This is a genomic window from Vibrio minamisatsumaniensis, assembly GCF_050337445.1.
In the GTDB taxonomy this organism is placed as follows: Bacteria; Pseudomonadota; Gammaproteobacteria; order Enterobacterales; family Vibrionaceae; genus Vibrio; species Vibrio artabrorum.
On the sequence record NZ_JAKJSY010000027.1, the window covers coordinates 1 to 18,468 of the forward strand.

Sequence of the window (18,468 nt, forward strand, 5' to 3'; positions counted from 1 at the left end):
AAATAAAATATAGAGTGAAAATAAAATATAGAGTGAATTCTTTTAATATATATTCATAACAAATGGCACATAATCACAATGCGAAGTGCTCAGTGTTTTTACATTTTGTTCTATTTTTAATTACTTATTGTAAAGTCGCCAACTGCGACGTTAACAAATTGTGAGTACTGAGAGAGGCCTGTATCTTATTCGTTTGAGTAAATATAAGGCTAGAATGAATATGCAACTGAGGGGGTATGGTTAAGGTTCTGATCTGACCTCGGGTATTAAACTATGGTTTTAAAGAGTATATATGTAAACAACATTCAATGATGAAACTAAAAGCTGAGATCATGCAACGTTTCTTAAATATTGATTTAGTTTAACAAATCTTGAGTGCGGGTCTAAATTTGATCGCTACTTTTATTACCATTGAAGTACGGCATAAAGCTGTAGATATTTACGAACTAATTGTTGATTTCCTGAACGTTTTAAAGGGTGCCCAAACTTAATGAAACATGGGCTAATTTTGAAGTTGTTATTCAAATCAATCGCGAATTGAGAATCACTCTCTCTTAGCGTGATACCCTGTTGGCTGTATTCTGTTATTTCATCAGGGAGTTCTCCCATCCACCAGTGCAACAGTTCGCCGCTGTTTTTGCTTCGGCTTATCCAGTGGTCAGAAACAATAATTAAAAGGTCGTTGGGTTGGATTGCAAACCCATACTCTTGCTGCCAGTTATGAATATCCAACATCAACTTTTTACGACATGTTTTTCCAGCGCTGACCATGTGGTGACTGATCACCCAAACTGTGCCTATTTCAGACGAAATTCGGAAGTGTCGAGGGTTTTCTCCGGAGGAAAGCATTTCAAGTGGGCTGACACTACTTACATGATTGAAATTAACAAAAGTATGTTCCATTCGCCGAGCGAAGGCTTTGCCGATGTGGTGCTCACTGATCCCTTGATTGTGTACTGTAGGGTAATGATGTTCACAGAGTTTTAGACAATCCTCTTGAAACTGACTGACGCTTTGAATCACTAGATCTAATAACAATGAAGTCCCTCATACACAGTTGTTATCTTGTTGATAGTCCATAGTACGGTAATTGCTGTGTTATTACCTATGGTCAAAGTGCGAGTTCTTGATCCCTCTATCAAAATTAGGCAATACAGCGCATTTTTAACGATAACAATAGCTCTCTATTCGTAATTATCTTAAATTATAATAAGTTAACATAATCCCCATTTATCGCTAACAGTTGATTTACTTAATCATTATTAGGAAACATTTATGTCTATTCAATTGGATTCGAAACAAAAGTCTGAACTTGTACATACGCTTCAAAAGTACTTACAAGATGAACTCGATGTTGAGCTTGGTCAGTTTGATACAGAATTTTTGGTTGACTTCATAAGTAAAAAATTTGGTGCGGTTTACTACAATAAAGGGATTGAAGATGCTCAAACAGTCATAGAACGTAAAATGTTAGATATTTCAGACGAGCTCTATGAGATCGAACAGGTTGTTGAGATTTAGAGGCAACGCACACTTGTTTGAAAAATCACTTGTTCAAAAAATTTGAATAACTCGTTTGATTTGAAATGATGTAACTAATCTAAAACGTGGTAAATAATATGTTACACAGATTTGGTGTAGAGCACGATTTTCAAAACGATACTCATCGTTAACATTTGGAAGAGAGGCATGGAAAACAACGTTAAAAATTATAACCCTCTAGCAAGAATAATGCATTGGGCATCAGCACTCGCGATTTTTGGCTTATTTGGTGTAGGCCTGTGGATGGTTGATCTCTCGTACTACAGTGAGTGGTACAAAACAGCACCAGACTATCATCGTTCAGTTGGTATCCTTTTAGCTACTGTTACCGTTATTCGCTTTCTTTGGAAAGTTGTTACCGTGTCACCTAGGGTGGAAGGTAAAAGCTACGAAGTTTTAGCCGCGAAGATCGTTCATGGTTTTATGTACCTTAACTTAGCGGTTTTATTTATTTCTGGTTATTTGATTTCGACATCAGATGGCCGCGGGATCGACGTTTTCAATTGGTTTACTGTTCCAAGCATGGGTGAACTGTTTGCTAACCAATCTGATCTTGCAGGGACGGTTCACTACTATGCTGCCTGGGTACTGATCATCATGGCATCAGTGCACGCCTTAGCGGCGATAAAACACCACGTTGTCGACAAAGACGATACGCTACGAAAAATGATAGGAGCTTCAAAATGAAAAAGTCAATTATCGCGACAGGATTAGCATTTGCAATGGCAATGCCTTTCACTACGAACGCCGCCGATTACGTGATTGATACAAAAGGTGCGCATGCTTCAGTTAACTTTAAAGTTAGCCATCTAGGTTACAGTTTTATTCAAGGCCGTTTTAACACGTTCTCTGGTGACTTCTCATTTGACGAAAGTAATGTTGAAGCATCTAAAGTAAACGTGACAATTGATACTACGAGTCTTGATTCAAACCACGCAGAACGTGATAAGCATATCCGCAGTTCTGACTTTATTGATGCTGGTAAGTTCTCAGAGGCGACATTCAACAGTACAAAAGTGGTTGATAAAGGCGACGGCAAACTTGAAGTTATGGGTGACCTTAAACTTCACGGTGTCACTAAGCCTATCGTTATTGAAGCTGAATTCATCGGTGCCGGTCAAGACCCATGGGGCGGTGAGCGTGCAGGTTTCGTTGGTACAACTCGTTTAGAACTTGCTGACTTCAACATTCCAGTAATGGGTGCTTCAAGCTATGTCGATATGGATCTACACGTTGAAGGCGTAAAGAAGTAACCAATTAGGGGATAATGTTGTTGGTTACTGAAGTTATTGTTTAACTTACTCATCAGGCTAACCCAGCTATCGCGATTATTAATAGATATGAAAGCTTTGATGTATTAAACCGTTTATTCGATATCTAGAGCGACAGTTGGAAAGAGAGAAAGGCGTAAAGTGAAAACTTTACGCCTTTTTTATTGAGGTCAATGGCAACGCGTTTAGGTCTGTTTTGTGTCAAACCGTTTAGTACGTTAAAAGCCGCCATTTGTCTCTAGCCAGTCAACGTTGCCATGACTGAGTTATCTAATGGAACTACTAATCCCTAATAGTTCAACCTAGGATTCGTTACTTTGTTTCTAGTGAAGCGCTTGCCTTGTAAACAGTCGCTATTTAAGCCGTTTCTAGTTGAGCTTGAGGAACCACGTTGAGTCGGTCACCGTAGATTGGACGGAGTGCCAGCATTACTTCTATGCGAGTCAGCACCCCGACCATCACACCATTTTCTAACACTGGCAGCATATGTGGTTGGCTTACTTTCATCGCTTTAGCACGCTCTTCTAGAGAAAGGGACGTTAGGCGAGTTGCAAACCCCATGCTTGTTGTTGGGTAAAGCTGCTCTTTATCGATACATAGGAACTCAGCAACATCGACGAGCTTATCGTTAACATCGATAGCCACAACATCACGGCTCATTAGATCGACGACTTTTTGACCTTGCGTCGGGATATAGTCTTGGCACCAAAGGTCAACCATTACATCGTGAACAGAAAATATACCCACTAGACGACCTTCTATATCACAGACAGGAGCGCTAACAAGTTGCGCGTTTAAAAGTGAATCGATCGCAACGGATGTTGGCATTTCTACGCTCAGTGTCATTGGTTGAGTATTCATGATGTGCTTAATAGTAGTTGCTGTATTCATAGTGATTTCCTTAACTGACGTAATTTCTGTTGTTTGTGTAATCGCGTTAATTTTTGCTGCTTTAAGTTGTGGGCGTCGGTAAATGCTCCAATTGGCTAAGCCAACCAATACTGAGCCGCCTACGATGTTACCGATTGTCACCGGTATTAAGTTTGCGGTAACAAATTTCATGATATTTAGGTCTGCGTACTGGGCTGGTGTCGCGCCAATTTGCATCCAAAAACTTTCTGGCGCGAATGCTTGAATGGTGATGCCTAGTGGGACCATGAACATATTCGCCACACAGTGTTCAAATCCTGAACTCACAAACATTGCTACGGGCAATACGGTCATCATTGCTTTGGTCATCGCATTTGCTGAACTAAAGGTTAGCCAGATCGCTAAACAAACCAATAAGTTACAAAGCACACCCAGAGCGAAAGCTTGAATAGGGCTATGGTGAAGCTTGTGTTGAGCGATATTCAGAGCATTCAACCCCCATTGTCCGCCATCAAGTTGATATAGGCCGGCAGCGCTGACCAAAGTCAAAAGGAACATGGCACCAATAAAGTTACCAACATAGACCTTGCCCCAGATAGACATCATCTTGTTGAACGTTATCTGCTTGTTGGCCCATGAGATACTTGATAGCACTGAGCTGGTGAATAACTCTCCACCGCAAATCACAATCAAGATTAAACCCATACTAAAGGCAAGCCCGCCCGCTAAGCGGCTCAATCCCCATCCTGTGTTAGCACTACCCGTGGTAACGGTAATGTAGAATAAAAAAGCGAGTCCTATGAATGCACCGGCCATGATTGCCAAGCTCAATATCATGCTGTCGGTTTTATGTGCTTTGCTTAATGCGAACTTCTCTGCTTGCGCCATCATTTCTGATGGTGAGAACAGTTGATCATTTTTAGAAGTACTTATGGTCATATCCGCCCCTTGAACAATCGGTCATGTTTAATCCCTTGTGTTAATGATTGAGTTATTCCTAATGTTTGACAGGGTATGTTGTGTCCTGCCATTTCAGATTAGGGTGTGATGAGACAGAGGTAAAATTGATAATTTTTAGAAACTACATCAGATTTATTGATATCGATTTTGTTAAGAGTAGAATGAAATTGAGCGCTCTTTGTCGTGACAGAAAAACCGGTATTCGGACATTAAGTATTTAAAAATTAAGGATGAATTTTGCGTTATTCATTGAAACAACTCGCGGTATTTGATGCAGTAGCGGATTCAGGCAGTGTGAGTCACGCCGCAGACAAGTTGGCACTGACTCAGTCGGCGACAAGTATGTCGCTTGCACAGCTGGAAAAAATGCTCGGTAGGCCTTTATTCGAAAGGCAAGGCAAGCAAATGGCATTGACTCATTGGGGCATGTGGCTTAGGCCTAAAGCGAAGCGTTTACTGCAAGATGCTAAGCAAATTGAAATGGGTTTCTACGAGCAACATTTATTGAGTGGTGAGCTTAAATTAGGGGCGAGTCAAACTCCTGCGGAACACCTCGTTCCTGACCTTATCAGTATTATTGATAATGACTTTCCAGAGATGCGGATCTCGCTTGGCGTGCAAAGTACCCAAGCGGTTATTGATGGCGTATTAGATTATCAATATGACTTAGGTGTTATCGAAGGTCGCTGCGATGACAATCGTGTTCACCAAGAAGTATGGTGTACTGACCATTTGACGGTCGTGGCATCAGCACATCACCCGTTTTCGAAGCGAGAACGGGTGAGTTTGGCACAATTAGAGCAAGCGAAATGGGTATTGCGCGAACATGGTTCAGGGACTCGCAAAGTTTTTGATAGCTCTATTCATCATTTTATTGCCGATCTTGATGTATGGCGAGAGTATGAACACATCCCTGTTCTAAGAAGTTTGGTTGCAAACGGCCCATATTTAACGTGCCTACCTTATCTCGATGTTGAACCGTTTGTTGAGTCAGGACAACTGGTGACGTTGAACGTGCCTGATCTTGAAATGGAAAGAACGTTAACCTTTATTTGGCGTGCTGATATGGCAGAGAATCCACTTGCTGAGTGTCTTAAGCGAGAGGGAAAGCGAATGATGAAAGGTAAGTCTTCTATTATTTAGCGCCAAATAGACAAAGTAATTATAACGATTATTGTTGAATTGGTGATTTAAGTCTCTTTTTTGTGATAAATGTGCATTCTCATACATTATTAATGTGATACAGGTCCTCATCAAAAAGGGGAGCTTCTCATAGTATACCTACTTGATTTTAAGTGAGGCTAAATCCGGTTGTAGAAACTCCTATAATTCGGCTTTAGAAATAGTATGAGTACATTAGTCGCGATTTCATTAACAACGGGTATATTGTCTGGTCTATGGGGGTGGATTGCTATCTCTTTTGGCCTATTGTCATGGGCAGGTTTCTTAGGTTGCACCAGTTATTTCGCATCCCCAACAGGCGGTGTGAAAGGGTTAGCGGGTAGCTTATTAACGAATATGACAGGCGTATTCTGGGCGATGGTGATTATCGAAAGCTCAACCTTCGCGGGGTTAGAGATTTTAGGCTATATGATTACCGCTATTGTGGCTTTTTTTATGTGCATCCAAGCAAAACAAGCGTGGTTAGGTTATATCCCGGGAACCTTCATTGGTTGTTGTGCGACGTTTGCGGCAGGTGGTGATTGGCAACTTGTGGTGCCATCTTTACTGCTTGGTGGTGTATTTGGATACTTGATGAAAGCAACGGGGCTATGGCTTCACGAGAAATCGACTCAATCTTCAGAAGTGGTTGCACAACATGCTAAACAGGTAAAATGCCGTTCGTAGTCAATAATGGGTCATCTTCGTGAGTTAAAACGCTCGATAATGGCGTTAGAAAGCGATGATTGTAGGGTAAGGCTACGGTGTAATCTTGTCAGATAACCCCAATGAATTGGTCCAGGCACACCACTCGGTGTGCCTTTTTGTTTGAGTGACGCTAATAAGTTAGAGATTTCATCAGCAGACCAACTGATAGTCCCTATCAAACAAATTCTGTTTAGGTATTGCCATTTGCCATGGTAATTACGCGTTTTAGTGTCCATCTCAACAACAGCGGAATACAGGCTTGTCCTTGATCCTCACAATGAGAAACAATAGCGAGCGCAAGGTCGGGTTTTGCATGTTTCTTCAATACTTTGGCGACGACTTTCTTTGGCGGGATAGGGTGATCGTATGGGATCTTAACCATGTCTCGGAAAAAGCTCTCAAACCCATTCATATATAGATAATGCTCGATGTCTTTTTCAGGCAGTTCGGTCAAGCGATGACGTTCTTGATCATGGCCAAGCTTTGACAACACGGTTGCCGCGTACTTTTTACCGGCGGCATCGCCATCGGTGACCACATGCCAGTCGATACCAAACTCTTGTGCGACCTTGATCAGTGCTTTGAGCCCAGATTGCGCGAACTCGATGATTTGAACACCTTCGGCTGCAAGGTTATAACCGCATTGGTTCGCTAATTCATTAAACAGCCAAACTTCCGTTTCTCCCTCCACTAATAGCCAGCAGCGAGCAAACAGAGCACCAGAGCGATGGAAGCGAATATGAAAGCCGATTCGTCTTAGCTCATCTTTACTGAAATGGTTCATATTGAGCTGGTTAGCGATGGTTTTGTCTGAGTGACGAACTAATCGACGTATTGATTGTAGCGGTACCGCCGCGAGAAGATCGCCACTGTTTGTGGTGAGAATTTTTTGCATCGGTAATTTCTGCATCAAACTCCATGCTCTGGCTAAGTGGGTTGGATGTAATCGGCCTTCCGGATCTTCGAGGATCAAAAGAGGGCGCGCGCATCGTCTTAATTCGTTCGGCCCTTTGGCTTGTAGATAGGCATTCAGTAACCCCATGAATAATAGTCGAGTTTGTTTGTTTTTGGTCTCTTCGACTAATTGATGAATGCTTTTATCATTTGCACCAGCCGAATAAAGTAAGCCATCTCTCTGTTTTCTTGGGTTACGACGAGAAGTGCTTTTGAAAGAAAAGTAATGTTCAATAAGGCTTTGCATTGACTCAAGACTGCTGCGCATTTCACCTTTGTTAACATGGCCAGGAATGGCCATTAAACGACGACAGGTATTATCAATACGCTTTTCTATTCGAGCCTGACGCCCATTACCATTTGCGCCATTGCTCGTATTATTTCCGTTTCCGTTATTGGGTGTTTTATTGTGAAAAGGACGCTCGAAGTGCCTAGCATCTCGTAAGCGAATCACTGGGTGCAATGTCATTAATTCTTGAGCAAGCTTTTGCGAATGATGCAGTTTTAACGGGTTACCCTCTATGTCTAAAAATGCATAATGAGTGGTGGTTTCGTACTGCTCTAATGTCGCACTGATTCGATAGTAGATGCGGAAGACTCCGAATTCATCTTGAACCCAAATAGGTTTGAGTTTGCGATAACGACCCGCATTAAGTTCACTCTTATCGTTGGCTTTTAACGCGAGAACAATTTGCAGATGTTGAGACTGTGTGTGAGAAACAGAGTAATCGACATGAAAATCGGTCATTTCAAAGTGATATGGCACGCCGTCTGAAGGCAGAACGACGGAAAGGGCGTCCAATAATGAAGACTTACCCCACGTATTTTCACCTATCAGCGTGGTTAGCTCATCAAACGCGAGCGACATACGCTTAATACCTCGAAAGCCAGAAATCTCGATTCTTTCTAGTTGCATAAGCTTACTCCTAACGGAAGACGCAGCTAATTATTTGAAAGCTAACAGATATCTTTAATCATAATCGAAAAATTAACTTCCAGTATGCGCTCTTGTCACAAAACACGTTGTTTAGTTATACGGTGCACAAAGACAGTTTTGATCTATCTTGAGTATTTTTTTGCAGTGTAGTTTCATAAAATTCACGATTCTGTCATGATTCTCAACCTAGTATGAAGGGACAATGAGAGAAAAGAATATGACTAAAAAGAATAAGCCAGCAAAAATAGTGTTGGCACACATCAATGACACTCATTCATACTTTGAACCTACCTCTTTACAGCTATCAATTAAAATGAACGGCCATATCATAGAGCCTTATGTCAGTGCTGGTGGTTTTGCTCGAATTTCAACACGTTTTAAACAAATAGAACAAGATGCCCAACGTCAAAAGATCGGAACCTTGTTCCTGCACGCAGGAGACTGCTTCCAAGGGACTTTGTATTTTTCTCTATTTAAAGGAAGAGCCAATGCTGACCTGTTAAATGCACTGAATATTGATGCTATGACGCTCGGAAATCACGAGCTTGATATGGGCAATGAACCGGTTGCTATTTTCGCGAAGAGAATCCAATTTCCATTGTTGGCGGGTAACTGGAATTTATCGAATGAGGATATCAATAAAGCTCATACCTTATCGAATAACCACCTTGTTAAGTCTTACCAGACCGAAACTCGTAGCGCTTCGTTCATCACCAAAGATTTTGACGGAGAAAAAGTGGCAATATTTGGCTTAAGCATTGACCAAATGGCGGGCATAGCAAATCCTGATATTGATACACCATTTGAAAACGCACTTGAAACGGCAAAAGTGACCATTGATCAAATTCACCGCGCTGGCATCAATAAGGTTGTACTGCTGAGTCACCTTGGTTACGAAGCCGATTTAGACCTCGCAGCGAACGTAGCAGGCATCGGTGTGATTGTTGGCGGGCATAGTCATCGATTGCAAGGTGACTTCTCTGATATTGGCTTAGTAAAAGACGATGACTATGGTGTTAAAGTCGGCGACACATACGTCGTCCAAGCGGGTTTTCATGCAATGAGCTTGGGGCACTGTGAAATTGAATTTGACTCTGCAGGTAAGGTTATTCACTTTAATGGTAAAAATGAACTGCTGCTGGGACGCCGCCTGTTTATAGACGCCAAATTGAGTGAAGTCGGTCAAGATGGTGCCCACGATTTGGCGTGTGAGTTCTTAAACAATCATCAAAATATTGCAGTGTGTAAGAAAGATCCAGAACTACAAAGTATTCTTACCGATAAATATCAGCCTAGAGTTAGGAAACTTCAACAACAAGTGATTGCCCACGCAGAAACGAAACTCCGACATGTGCGTATTCCGGATGAACAAGGACCAAGCCAACTCGCGCCTTTGGTCGCTCAGTCCTTTCATTATCGAATGAATAAGAAAGGTCACAACGTAGAATTTGCCATTCATAACTCTGGAGGCGTAAGGAACTCTCTCAACAGTGGAGATGTCTCAGTTGCCGATATTGCCGGAAAATTACTACCGTTTGCCGTACCCATTGGTGTTTATGAGGTTAAAGGTGAAACGATTGCAGATATGCTTGAAGGTGCAATTAATAATGCGTTAGATAATGGTGTCGTTGGCACGGGTTCTGGCAGTTTTCCTTATACCTACAATTTGAGATTTTGCTATCACAAAGAAGCCCCTTTAGGACACCGTATTCACCATCTAGAAATACGCTCGGAAGCATCAGGTTGGCAAGCAGTGTCTCGTGATAAAATTTATCGAGGGGCATCATCAGCCTATACAATGAAGGGCAAGGAAGGCTATAACGCCGTTCTGGATATGATTGGTGATGGAACTGTGACTACAGACTCAATGGCGGACTGCTTTATTGAATTTTTACAAGATCACCCTGAGTCACTGCAGCACAATGAACCGTTGAATTGCATGGAGTGTTTTAAGTAAATTCATCTGAATATTACTATTTTAGGTTTGTGAAATTGGCACTGTTTATGCTTTGTTCTGTGGGTAACGTCCTGTGGAGGAAAAGCATGGATAAGAAAGATTGGTTGGACGCTGCCGCTGTTGTTGGTTGGGTGTCGGTTTGGTCTGCGTTGGTATACTGGGTACCTGCGGCCGGATTATAGACGCTGTCGAAGGATGGTAGAGTCGCTCGTGTTCTGTTGATTAATGCGTGTGACATCGCGATAAAGAAAAAAGGAGCAGTTTGCTCCTTTTTTGTTTTTTTGTTCAGATTTATGTAGACGAAATCCAAATTCGGGAATACTATCCACGCGTTTGGGGAGTAGTTAGCGCAAGTTTACATATCGTCATCTCGTTAGGCCAAAAACCTATCCGGTGTGTAAAGGTGAAATCCCATATTTCACTTCAACGAGACCAACGCAATCGCAGTCAAGATCCGCAGTGGAACTTGATATGTTCTGTTTGCGGAAGGTCTTTGTACAGTTCTTCCGCCCGGAGGAATAATGAACTCAACTCAATCTCTATTAACCACCAATAGTGAATCCTTTTTTTCATCGCCAATCATGGCGACTTATGTAGGTTTTTTCCTGCTGACGATTGTTCTCGTCTCAATTGACATCTATCAGACACGTGGCGGTAACGTCACGATCAAGAAAGCGACGATCTGGAGTGTTTTCTGGTTTGTACTCGCGTTTATGTTTGCTGGCTCTATTTACCTATTTTGGGATATTTACGCGCCGAACAGTGACTACACCGCGCAAAAAGCAACGGTGTCATTTATTACTGGTTACTTACTGGAAAAATCCCTTAGTGTGGACAACTTGTTTGTTTTTGCGATGATTTTTGCTCAATACCAAGTGCCTGAGCATTTGAGACCTCGCGCACTTCTTTGGGGCGTCATTGGCGCATTAGTGCTTCGTGCCATCATGATCGCACTTGGTGCGCAACTATTAGCGGAATACCACTGGGTACTTTACGTGTTTGCGGCGTTCTTGATTGGTACTGGTATTAAACTGGCGTTAGATAAGGGTGAAGAGGAGAGTGTGAATGCACTGCCTGAAAAGCTACTTCGTAAAGTGATGCCGGTAACCGAGGATTTCCATGGTCCTGCGTTATTGGTTAAACAGGGGGCTAAATGGGCATTCACTCCAATGATGTTGGTAATCGGTGCGATAGCAGTGATGGACGTGATGTTTGCATTGGACTCTATTCCTGCGATCTTTGCGGTAACACAAGAACCGTTTTTGGTCCTCGCTGCAAACGTGTTTGCGCTACTTGGCCTTCGTTCGTTGTATTTTGTGCTGCAAGGTATGATGGATAAGTTCATCTATTTGAAACCTGCACTGGCATTTATTATGGTGTTCATCGGTGTGAAAATGCTATTGGTTGACAGTGAATGGGCTATCCCAACTTATTGGTCATTGGCTGTGCTGATTTCCACAATGACGGTGGCGGTTATAGCGTCGATTTATGCTGAAAAACCAGTCGCTAAACCCGTCAATCAAAAACAAATATAACTTATCTAAAAGTCGATAGTGAATACGTGGTTGATGAAGTGAGGAATTTATTTGTGTAAATATTTTGTAACATCAACCATTGTTATTTGAAGTTTATTTGTACTAAATGCATGAACTAAGCACAAGTGTGAATTTGTAATCATTGATTGTGAATATATATTTGGCAATATTGTTAACGGTCTGTATCATAAGAAAAACTAATCTGACAATCCAATTTTAGTCATTTTTTAACCAGCAAAAGATCGTCTATTATTCTTGTCATCAAAACGAATTACATCAACAAGTTTATAGAGAGGCAATCATGGCTCAAGCAATGCAAATGAATACTATCGCTGTTCCTAACTCTATGGATAAGAAGACCTACTCGGTTAACTTCAAAGGACTGATTGCACACATTTTCGATATTCTATTCGTAGACAATGCTCCACGCAGTAATTACGCAAGCGATCTATCAGGTCACATGCAACGAGATATCGGTATCAACCTTTAATTTCAGCGCGATGCATAAGAATAAAGAAATATAGAATTTAAAAAAAACGCCAGCTTTTGAAGTTGGCGTTTTTGTATCTGAAAGAAAATCGCTGCATGATAGGCTTTCGATTGCGCAAGGTCAGCGGCCACTTAGACAACCGAATGAAACCTCTCTTAACTGTGATGAACGGATGGCATAAACCATTGTTCACTGCTGCTTACTGAGGGGCCGATTCAAATATGTTTTTGATAAGCAAAAGGGCGATTTAGTTACGTAATAGCGCGGAAATACGTTAGTATAGCGCGCTATTATTTTAGCTTTGAGTTCCTGCAATTAATGACTAACACCACAACACCAACCAACTTCTCTGATCTTGGCTTAATCTCTCTTTTGATGGCTCGTTTATCTGAGCTTGAATACCAACAGCCAACGCCTATCCAAGCGCAAGTTATTCCAAGTGTGTTAGCAGGACGCGATTTAATTGCAGGCGCCAATACCGGTTCTGGTAAAACCGCAGCATTCGCATTACCGCTATTACAACAGGTCCATGAAGATGCGCCTCTAGACCGCCGTTCAGGCAAAGGTAACTTTGTCTCAGGCCTTATTTTGGTTCCTACTCGTGAGCTTGCTAAGCAAGTGGCTGACAGCGTTAAATCTTACGCTGTGCATTTCAATGGTGCGATTAAGACCGTTTGTGTGTTTGGTGGTGTGTCGGTTAATACTCAGATGCAGTCGCTACGTGGTGGCACTGATATTTTGGTGGCAACACCGGGTCGTCTGCTTGATCTCATTTCTAGTAACGCAATCAAGCTAGACAGAGTAAAAACGTTAGTACTTGATGAAGCTGACCGAATGCTAAGCCTAGGTTTTACCGAAGAACTTGATGCGATCTTAAAGTTATTGCCAAGCAAGAAACAAACCTTATTGTTCTCTGCGACGTTTCCAGAGCAAGTTCAAACGCTGACTCATGAACTACTGAACGATCCTATTGAAGTTCAACTTCAAAGTGCCAATGCAAGCACACTGGTTCAACGTGTATTTGAAGTAGAGAAAGGCCGTAAGACCGCGTTACTCGCACATCTAATTCAGCAACACCAATGGCGACAAGCTCTGATCTTCGTTAATGCGAAGAACAGCTGTGAGCATCTAGCAGACAAGCTTTATAAGCGCGGCATCATCGCTGAAGTATTCCACGGTGACAAAGGGCAGGGTTCACGCACACGTATCCTAGAAGATTTCAAATCTGGCGAGATTGACGTTCTTATCGCGACAGACATCGCAGCACGTGGTCTGGATATCGAAAAGCTACCAGTCGTCATCAACTTTGACTTACCGCGTAGCCCATCAGACTACATGCACCGTATTGGCCGAAGTGGTCGTGCGGGGGAAGTGGGTTTAGCGCTATCTTTGATCGACCACGAAGATTACCATCACTTCACAATCATCGAGAAGAAGAACAAGATCCGTCTTGAGCGTGAGCAAATTGAAGGCTTTGAAGTGGATGAAGAAGCGACAGCTCAACTGATCGCAGCACTAAAACCTGTTGCGCCACCGGCGGGTACAGGCAAGAAGAAAAAGAAGAAAACCCCTAAAAACCACGATGTTTGGTTGAGAAATAACTGATATTGAGTCAGTAAAAAATAGAGTTTTTAAAGGCGCGTAGTTGCGCCTTTTTTGTTTTTCTTATCCCAACTTAAACCATACGAGCGTTGAGATTAAGCAACACTTTTGACTCTAAATAGGTCTGTAAATAATTTGCCTATCATTAAAATAATGAGCAGTGTGGTTAACATCAGCAATGGTGTTTGAATCTGATAAACCGGTGTTAGATTAAGCGCGCCAGATGTCAGTACGACCAACAGGTTGATGCCAAGTATTCGATGTACCATCAGTTTTGGTGTCGCAAACACTTTCCATATCACGATGCTATTGATGAAATAGAACAGCGCCAATTGCCACAATTCAGTCATCATCGGCATCATAAAGATGTATTGAAGTAAGATAACCGTACCTGTTCCAATAACCCCAAAAAACGCATCCTTAATAACGCTTGGCGGCATAGTTGGAAGCATTGAAGAAAATACGCCAGCAATAAAACCACCCGGTACAGGCAGGTATATCCAAACCAATAACGACGTGATAAACATCAAGACACCTTGTAAGACTTTTCTTCCATCTTCATTCAGGTGTTGAACAAACGTACGGTGCTCAGGGTACCAAGAAGCGTTTTTCTTCTTACTCATTACAAATGGCACTTCATCAATCAATGACGAGTTTGGTGTCATTAACTCTAGTTTTTCCATTTTTTCAGTGAGTGCTAGCCAATCAATCGGTTGAGTCAGTTCATCTGCGGCGAGTTCAAGCAGACGATCTTGAATATGCGCCATTTCGTTGATTCGTAAACGCCATGCGCGACTATTTTCTTTTAGGTGATAACTGCCAGCAAGCGGCAAATCCAACAGTTGATAGAGCTTTTCAATATTAGCGGTATTGGACTCTAAGGCTTCTATATCAAGGTTGTTGGTATCGCGCATTGCTGTTATCAGTGTTTGTCGGCTTGTTTCAAATCGTTGGACAAAATTCTGTTCAGTGCTTACCGGCCAGATTAGACGATAAACCACCGAGAAGGTGATAACGCCTAGCAGAGTTTCTTGTATTCGCAGTACGGCAAAGTAGAAAGTAATTTGGTTATCGAAGCCACCCATGAAAGCGATGATCGAGCAGACAGCAAAGCCTATAGAAAAGACATAACCGTATTTATCATCACTCGACATGAAGATGCAGAGAGCGAGAAATAAGGTGAAAAACATCAGGAATAGAAAACGGTCTTGAGAAAACATCGCAATCAAGAAAAAGGCATAGCCCGTTCCTAACAAGGTGCCCATTAATCGGTTGTGGCCTTTGTTTATTGAATGAGCAAAGCTCTCGTTCAGTGCCATGACTGCTACCGCAATAGCCGCCCAATAGGGTTTCTCCCATTGAAACCACAATGCCATACAGATAGAAATAACAATCGCGAGAGCCGCTTTAATCGCTTCTTTGGTTGATGCACTGAACATAAAAGTCATCCAACTATTTGATTATTTTGATTGAAGCGGTCATGCCGACGCGAAGTTGTAAGTCTTTAGGCACGTTATCGAGTGCGACTTTGATGGGTATGCGTTGAGCAAGACGGATCCATTGAAAGTTTGGGTTTACGTTAGGAAGAAGGTCATGACCAGTGCTGCCGTCTTGTGTTGCAATACCAAACCCAATGCTTTTGATATGGCCTTCCAGTTGAATATTATTGTGCATCATAAGAGTGACAAGCGCTTTGTCGTTAGGGCTAACATTAACCAGATCAGTTTCTTTGAAATAGCCTTCGATCCAGAAACTGTCTTCATCGATCAGCGCCACTACTGGTGTATTCGCGACGACTTGAGAGCCTTCTCGTAGGTTTAAGTTGGTGATGTAACCGTTTGTTGGCGCGTACACCTTAGTGTATTCAAGATTTAAATGCGCTTCTTCAACATTGGCTTTTGCTAGTGCAACGTTTGCTGCATTTGTCTCAACCGCATTATTCAGGTTATTCAATGTCAGCACAGGCATAGCGCCAGGCGTTCTCTTTTCTAAGTTCAACGCACGTTGCTCTTCGTTTTTCGCTTTCGCTAATAGCGCACGAGCCTGTTTTTGGGTCGCTAACGCTTTATTGTAGGCCGCTTGATAAATGCTTGGGTCGATCTCAAACAGCAAGTCGCCTTTCGCCACCTGTGTATTGTCCTCAATATGGACTTTAGTCACTTGCCCTGTCACTCGGGGAGTAATTGAAATGATATATGCGCTGACCTGACCATCTCTAGTCCAAGGATTACTTGAATAAGATTGGTAATAGCGATAAACCACAAAGCTTGCGGCAATGACCAGTAGTAGCGTGATGAGATAACGTTTAATCAAGGTGAATGCCTCAGAAGATGGTGATGAATTGACCGATAACGCCGACGAAAATTACGATCAAGCTTAATTCGGCAATTGCAGGAAAAGCGACATATTTATGTAACCCAAGTTTTGTCACGATTGAGCCAGTCAATATCGTCAATACATAAGCTAACGCGATAACCAATAGCAAAGGAGGGAAGTAGATCTCACCCCACGCAAGCTCATGTGGCATTGTGTTCATGTTCTTTTCTCTGTTGTTTGAATCAGTTAACGATAAATGAGTTTTTACCATTCAGATAATCGCATATAGAGGATCAGATCCATCAAAATACGGTTTTTAGGTATATACTAGGCAAGGATAAAGCGGAGAGGTCGGGCGATTCCGTCATCTATAACTAAGAAAGTAAGCACATCAAAATGAACTTTAGTATTGAACAACTTCTCGCGTTTGTGACCGTCTATGAACAACGGTCATTTAGCAAGGCGGCGGTAAAGCTCAACAAGCACAGAACGACCGTAGGTCAGGTGATTACAAACTTGGAAGATCATCTTGCGGTGAGTCTTTTTAATAGGGTCGGGCGATCGGTTGAACCGACTGAGGACGGACACCTCCTTTATCACTACGCAAAACAGACGATTGAACAAGCTCGTACTTTTGACAAGGTGGCGTTGAGCCTCTCTTATGGTGGGCTAGAGAAAATTACAATTGCGTATTCGAGTTTCGTTCCACAACGTGTTTTGGTCGATATACGCAAACGACTTAAGCACGACTATCCCATGATGCGAGTGAACTTCCTGGTTAGGAATAAGAACGAAATCAAACAAGGGATACAAAGCGGGGAGTATCACTTTGGACTTGTGAATGCTCATAATAGCCGAGCAATGCACAGTTTTGATTCTACTTTCCTTGGTCACTTTGAGTTCTACCCATTCGGACAGAAAGGGGGAGAACTCTCAAATATGGATAAAGACGAAGTGTTGGTGGCACTAAAGAACTCTAAACAGTTCGTATTGAAGTCTCTGATTGATGAAGGGATGTCTGAAAAGATTATCGTGAGCTCTGACTATGAAGAGATTGATCAGCTTTCGTTAGTGATAAAAATGCTTGAAGAGGGTTTCGGGTGGGCGCTTCTTCCTAAAGCTTTTTTTACCGACTCTGAATTTTCAAAACATTCAATAGAGCCCATTCACTCTGCGCAAATGGTGGAAGGATTCAAATTTGGATTCGCGTTGTGGTGTCCGCATTCGAAACAAGTCAGTGGTATCAAAGGCTCTTTGGTGTCGGTCATTAAAGAGTACCGCGAGCAACTTATTGATCGTTTTAAGTCGTGAAAATTTGAGATATTAAAAAGGCGCTAATTATTGATTAGCGCCTTTTTAGATTTTGTTCAGCGAAAAGAAGAATTACTTTTTACGGCAGAACTCAGCGATGACGTACATTGATTGACCGCCGTTTGTTTTACCAGAAACAAGCTTAGGATCGTCACCAACACTGATACCACGGATAACAGTACCTTGCTTAATCACTTGGTTAGTCCCTTTGACTGGCAAGTCTTTGATTACTGTTACGTCGTCACCTTTTTTAAGCTCTACGCCATTCACGTCAAGAGGCTTGTCATCAGCAGACATGCCGATTTGTGCCCAAACTGATGTTTCTTCTTCAAGGTACATCATGTCTAGTGCGTCTTGAGCCCAGCTTTCAGAGTTCAGACGAGTAAGTTGACGCCATGCCATTACTTGAACTGGCGATTCTTGGCTCCACATACTGTCAGTCAGGCAACGCCAGTGGTTGATATCTTTAGGATCGTCAATCTCACCAAGACATTTGTCACATACCATGATGCCGTGATCCACTGTTACGTGGCTGTGTGGCGGCACTGCGTATGCAGTAAGAGAAGAATCAGAACCACATAGTTCACATTTAGATTGGCAGCGTTCTAGCATAGTAGCTTCAGAAGACATAATGGACTCACATATATTAGGTATTAAATTACCGGGCTATTATCCACTTTATTAGCAATAAAGAAAGAGGTCGTACGGTATTCTGTCTTGATTAATTTTAGCTGAGATCAACCATTGGTGTTTTAAGTTTTAATAAAAACGATGAGCTAGCGCAGTTACTGTCGTTGATGAGGTAAAAATGGCTGCGGTTAGCCTAGCATTTGGTGTAGATAGACAGTAAGTAT

General features: G+C 42.2%; 17 protein-coding genes. 10 read left to right on the forward strand and 7 right to left on the reverse strand.

Going from position 1 to position 18,468, the window contains the following annotated elements:
• Positions 1–405: 405 nt before the first annotated feature.
• Positions 406–1,038, reverse strand: coding sequence for a hypothetical protein (locus L4B77_RS07765; protein WP_261839965.1), 633 nt, complete (start codon positions 1,036–1,038; stop codon positions 406–408).
• Positions 1,039–1,275: 237 nt separating this feature from the next.
• Between L4B77_RS07765 and L4B77_RS07770 the strand changes: the two genes are divergently transcribed.
• The 3 genes from L4B77_RS07770 to L4B77_RS07780 all read left to right on the forward strand — a co-directional run bounded on the left by L4B77_RS07770 (position 1,276) and on the right by L4B77_RS07780 (position 2,795).
• Positions 1,276–1,521, forward strand: a complete 246-nt coding sequence (locus L4B77_RS07770; RefSeq protein WP_261839966.1) for a DUF2164 domain-containing protein — start codon at positions 1,276–1,278, stop codon at positions 1,519–1,521.
• A gap of 168 nt (positions 1,522–1,689) precedes the next feature.
• Positions 1,690–2,229 carry a cytochrome b gene (locus tag L4B77_RS07775; RefSeq protein ID WP_429749577.1) on the forward strand — a complete coding sequence of 180 codons (540 nt, stop codon included), beginning with the start codon at positions 1,690–1,692 and terminating at the stop codon, positions 2,227–2,229.
• Positions 2,226–2,795, forward strand: a complete 570-nt coding sequence (locus L4B77_RS07780) for a YceI family protein (RefSeq protein ID WP_261839968.1) — start codon at positions 2,226–2,228, stop codon at positions 2,793–2,795. Before L4B77_RS07775 ends, L4B77_RS07780 begins: the two co-directional genes overlap by 4 nt.
• Positions 2,796–3,170: 375 nt before the next feature.
• On the opposite strand, the gene focA is transcribed toward L4B77_RS07780, so the two are convergent.
• Complete coding sequence (gene focA, locus L4B77_RS07785; RefSeq protein ID WP_372065780.1) at positions 3,171–4,622, reverse strand: formate transporter FocA; 1,452 nt, start codon at positions 4,620–4,622, stop codon at positions 3,171–3,173.
• A 258-nt stretch (positions 4,623–4,880) separates the two neighbouring features.
• Between focA and L4B77_RS07790 the strand changes: the two genes are divergently transcribed.
• Complete coding sequence (locus L4B77_RS07790) at positions 4,881–5,786, forward strand: LysR substrate-binding domain-containing protein (RefSeq protein WP_261839970.1); 906 nt, start codon at positions 4,881–4,883, stop codon at positions 5,784–5,786.
• A 204-nt stretch (positions 5,787–5,990) separates the two neighbouring features.
• A complete protein-coding gene (locus L4B77_RS07795; protein ID WP_261839971.1) occupies positions 5,991–6,491 on the forward strand; it encodes a DUF1097 domain-containing protein in 501 nt (166 codons plus the stop codon).
• Positions 6,492–6,702: 211 nt separating this feature from the next.
• On the opposite strand, the gene L4B77_RS07800 is transcribed toward L4B77_RS07795, so the two are convergent.
• Positions 6,703–8,382 carry an ATP-dependent endonuclease gene (locus tag L4B77_RS07800; protein WP_372041287.1) on the reverse strand — a complete coding sequence of 560 codons (1,680 nt, stop codon included), beginning with the start codon at positions 8,380–8,382 and terminating at the stop codon, positions 6,703–6,705.
• A 238-nt stretch (positions 8,383–8,620) separates the two neighbouring features.
• Here L4B77_RS07800 and L4B77_RS07805 point away from each other — a divergent pair, with 238 nt between their 5' ends.
• The 4 genes from L4B77_RS07805 (at position 8,621) to L4B77_RS07820 (ending at position 13,990) form a co-directional block, all read left to right on the forward strand.
• The gene (locus L4B77_RS07805) at positions 8,621–10,360 is read left to right on the forward strand and encodes a bifunctional metallophosphatase/5'-nucleotidase (RefSeq protein WP_429749581.1); all 1,740 of its coding nucleotides are present in this window, start codon (positions 8,621–8,623) and stop codon (positions 10,358–10,360) included.
• 521 nt (positions 10,361–10,881) lie between these two features.
• On the forward strand, positions 10,882–11,895 hold the full coding sequence (locus L4B77_RS07810) for a TerC/Alx family metal homeostasis membrane protein (protein WP_429749583.1): 1,014 nt from the start codon (positions 10,882–10,884) through the stop codon (positions 11,893–11,895).
• A gap of 301 nt (positions 11,896–12,196) precedes the next feature.
• Positions 12,197–12,385, forward strand: coding sequence for a hypothetical protein (locus L4B77_RS07815; protein ID WP_261839975.1), 189 nt, complete (start codon positions 12,197–12,199; stop codon positions 12,383–12,385).
• 318 nt (positions 12,386–12,703) lie between these two features.
• Positions 12,704–13,990 (forward strand): DEAD/DEAH box helicase, encoded by a 1,287-nt coding sequence (locus tag L4B77_RS07820; protein ID WP_429749585.1) that lies wholly within the window; start codon positions 12,704–12,706, stop codon positions 13,988–13,990.
• 92 nt (positions 13,991–14,082) lie between these two features.
• On the opposite strand, the gene L4B77_RS07825 is transcribed toward L4B77_RS07820, so the two are convergent.
• The 3 genes from L4B77_RS07825 to L4B77_RS07835 are packed head-to-tail and all read right to left on the reverse strand — an operon-like array spanning position 14,083 to position 16,523.
• Positions 14,083–15,426, reverse strand: a complete 1,344-nt coding sequence (locus L4B77_RS07825) for an FUSC family protein (RefSeq protein ID WP_429749587.1) — start codon at positions 15,424–15,426, stop codon at positions 14,083–14,085.
• Between the two features lie 13 nt (positions 15,427–15,439).
• Positions 15,440–16,300, reverse strand: a complete 861-nt coding sequence (locus L4B77_RS07830) for an HlyD family secretion protein (protein ID WP_429749589.1) — start codon at positions 16,298–16,300, stop codon at positions 15,440–15,442.
• Positions 16,301–16,310: 10 nt separating this feature from the next.
• The gene (locus L4B77_RS07835) at positions 16,311–16,523 is read right to left on the reverse strand and encodes a DUF1656 domain-containing protein (protein WP_261839979.1); all 213 of its coding nucleotides are present in this window, start codon (positions 16,521–16,523) and stop codon (positions 16,311–16,313) included.
• A gap of 176 nt (positions 16,524–16,699) precedes the next feature.
• On the opposite strand from L4B77_RS07835, the gene L4B77_RS07840 reads away from it, so the two are divergent.
• Entirely contained in the window at positions 16,700–17,614 is a 915-nt protein-coding gene (locus L4B77_RS07840; protein ID WP_429749591.1) for a LysR family transcriptional regulator, read from the forward strand.
• Positions 17,615–17,686: 72 nt separating this feature from the next.
• On the opposite strand, the gene L4B77_RS07845 is transcribed toward L4B77_RS07840, so the two are convergent.
• A complete protein-coding gene (locus tag L4B77_RS07845) occupies positions 17,687–18,244 on the reverse strand; it encodes a PhnA domain-containing protein (RefSeq protein WP_429749593.1) in 558 nt (185 codons plus the stop codon).
• Positions 18,245–18,468: the final 224 nt, after the last annotated feature.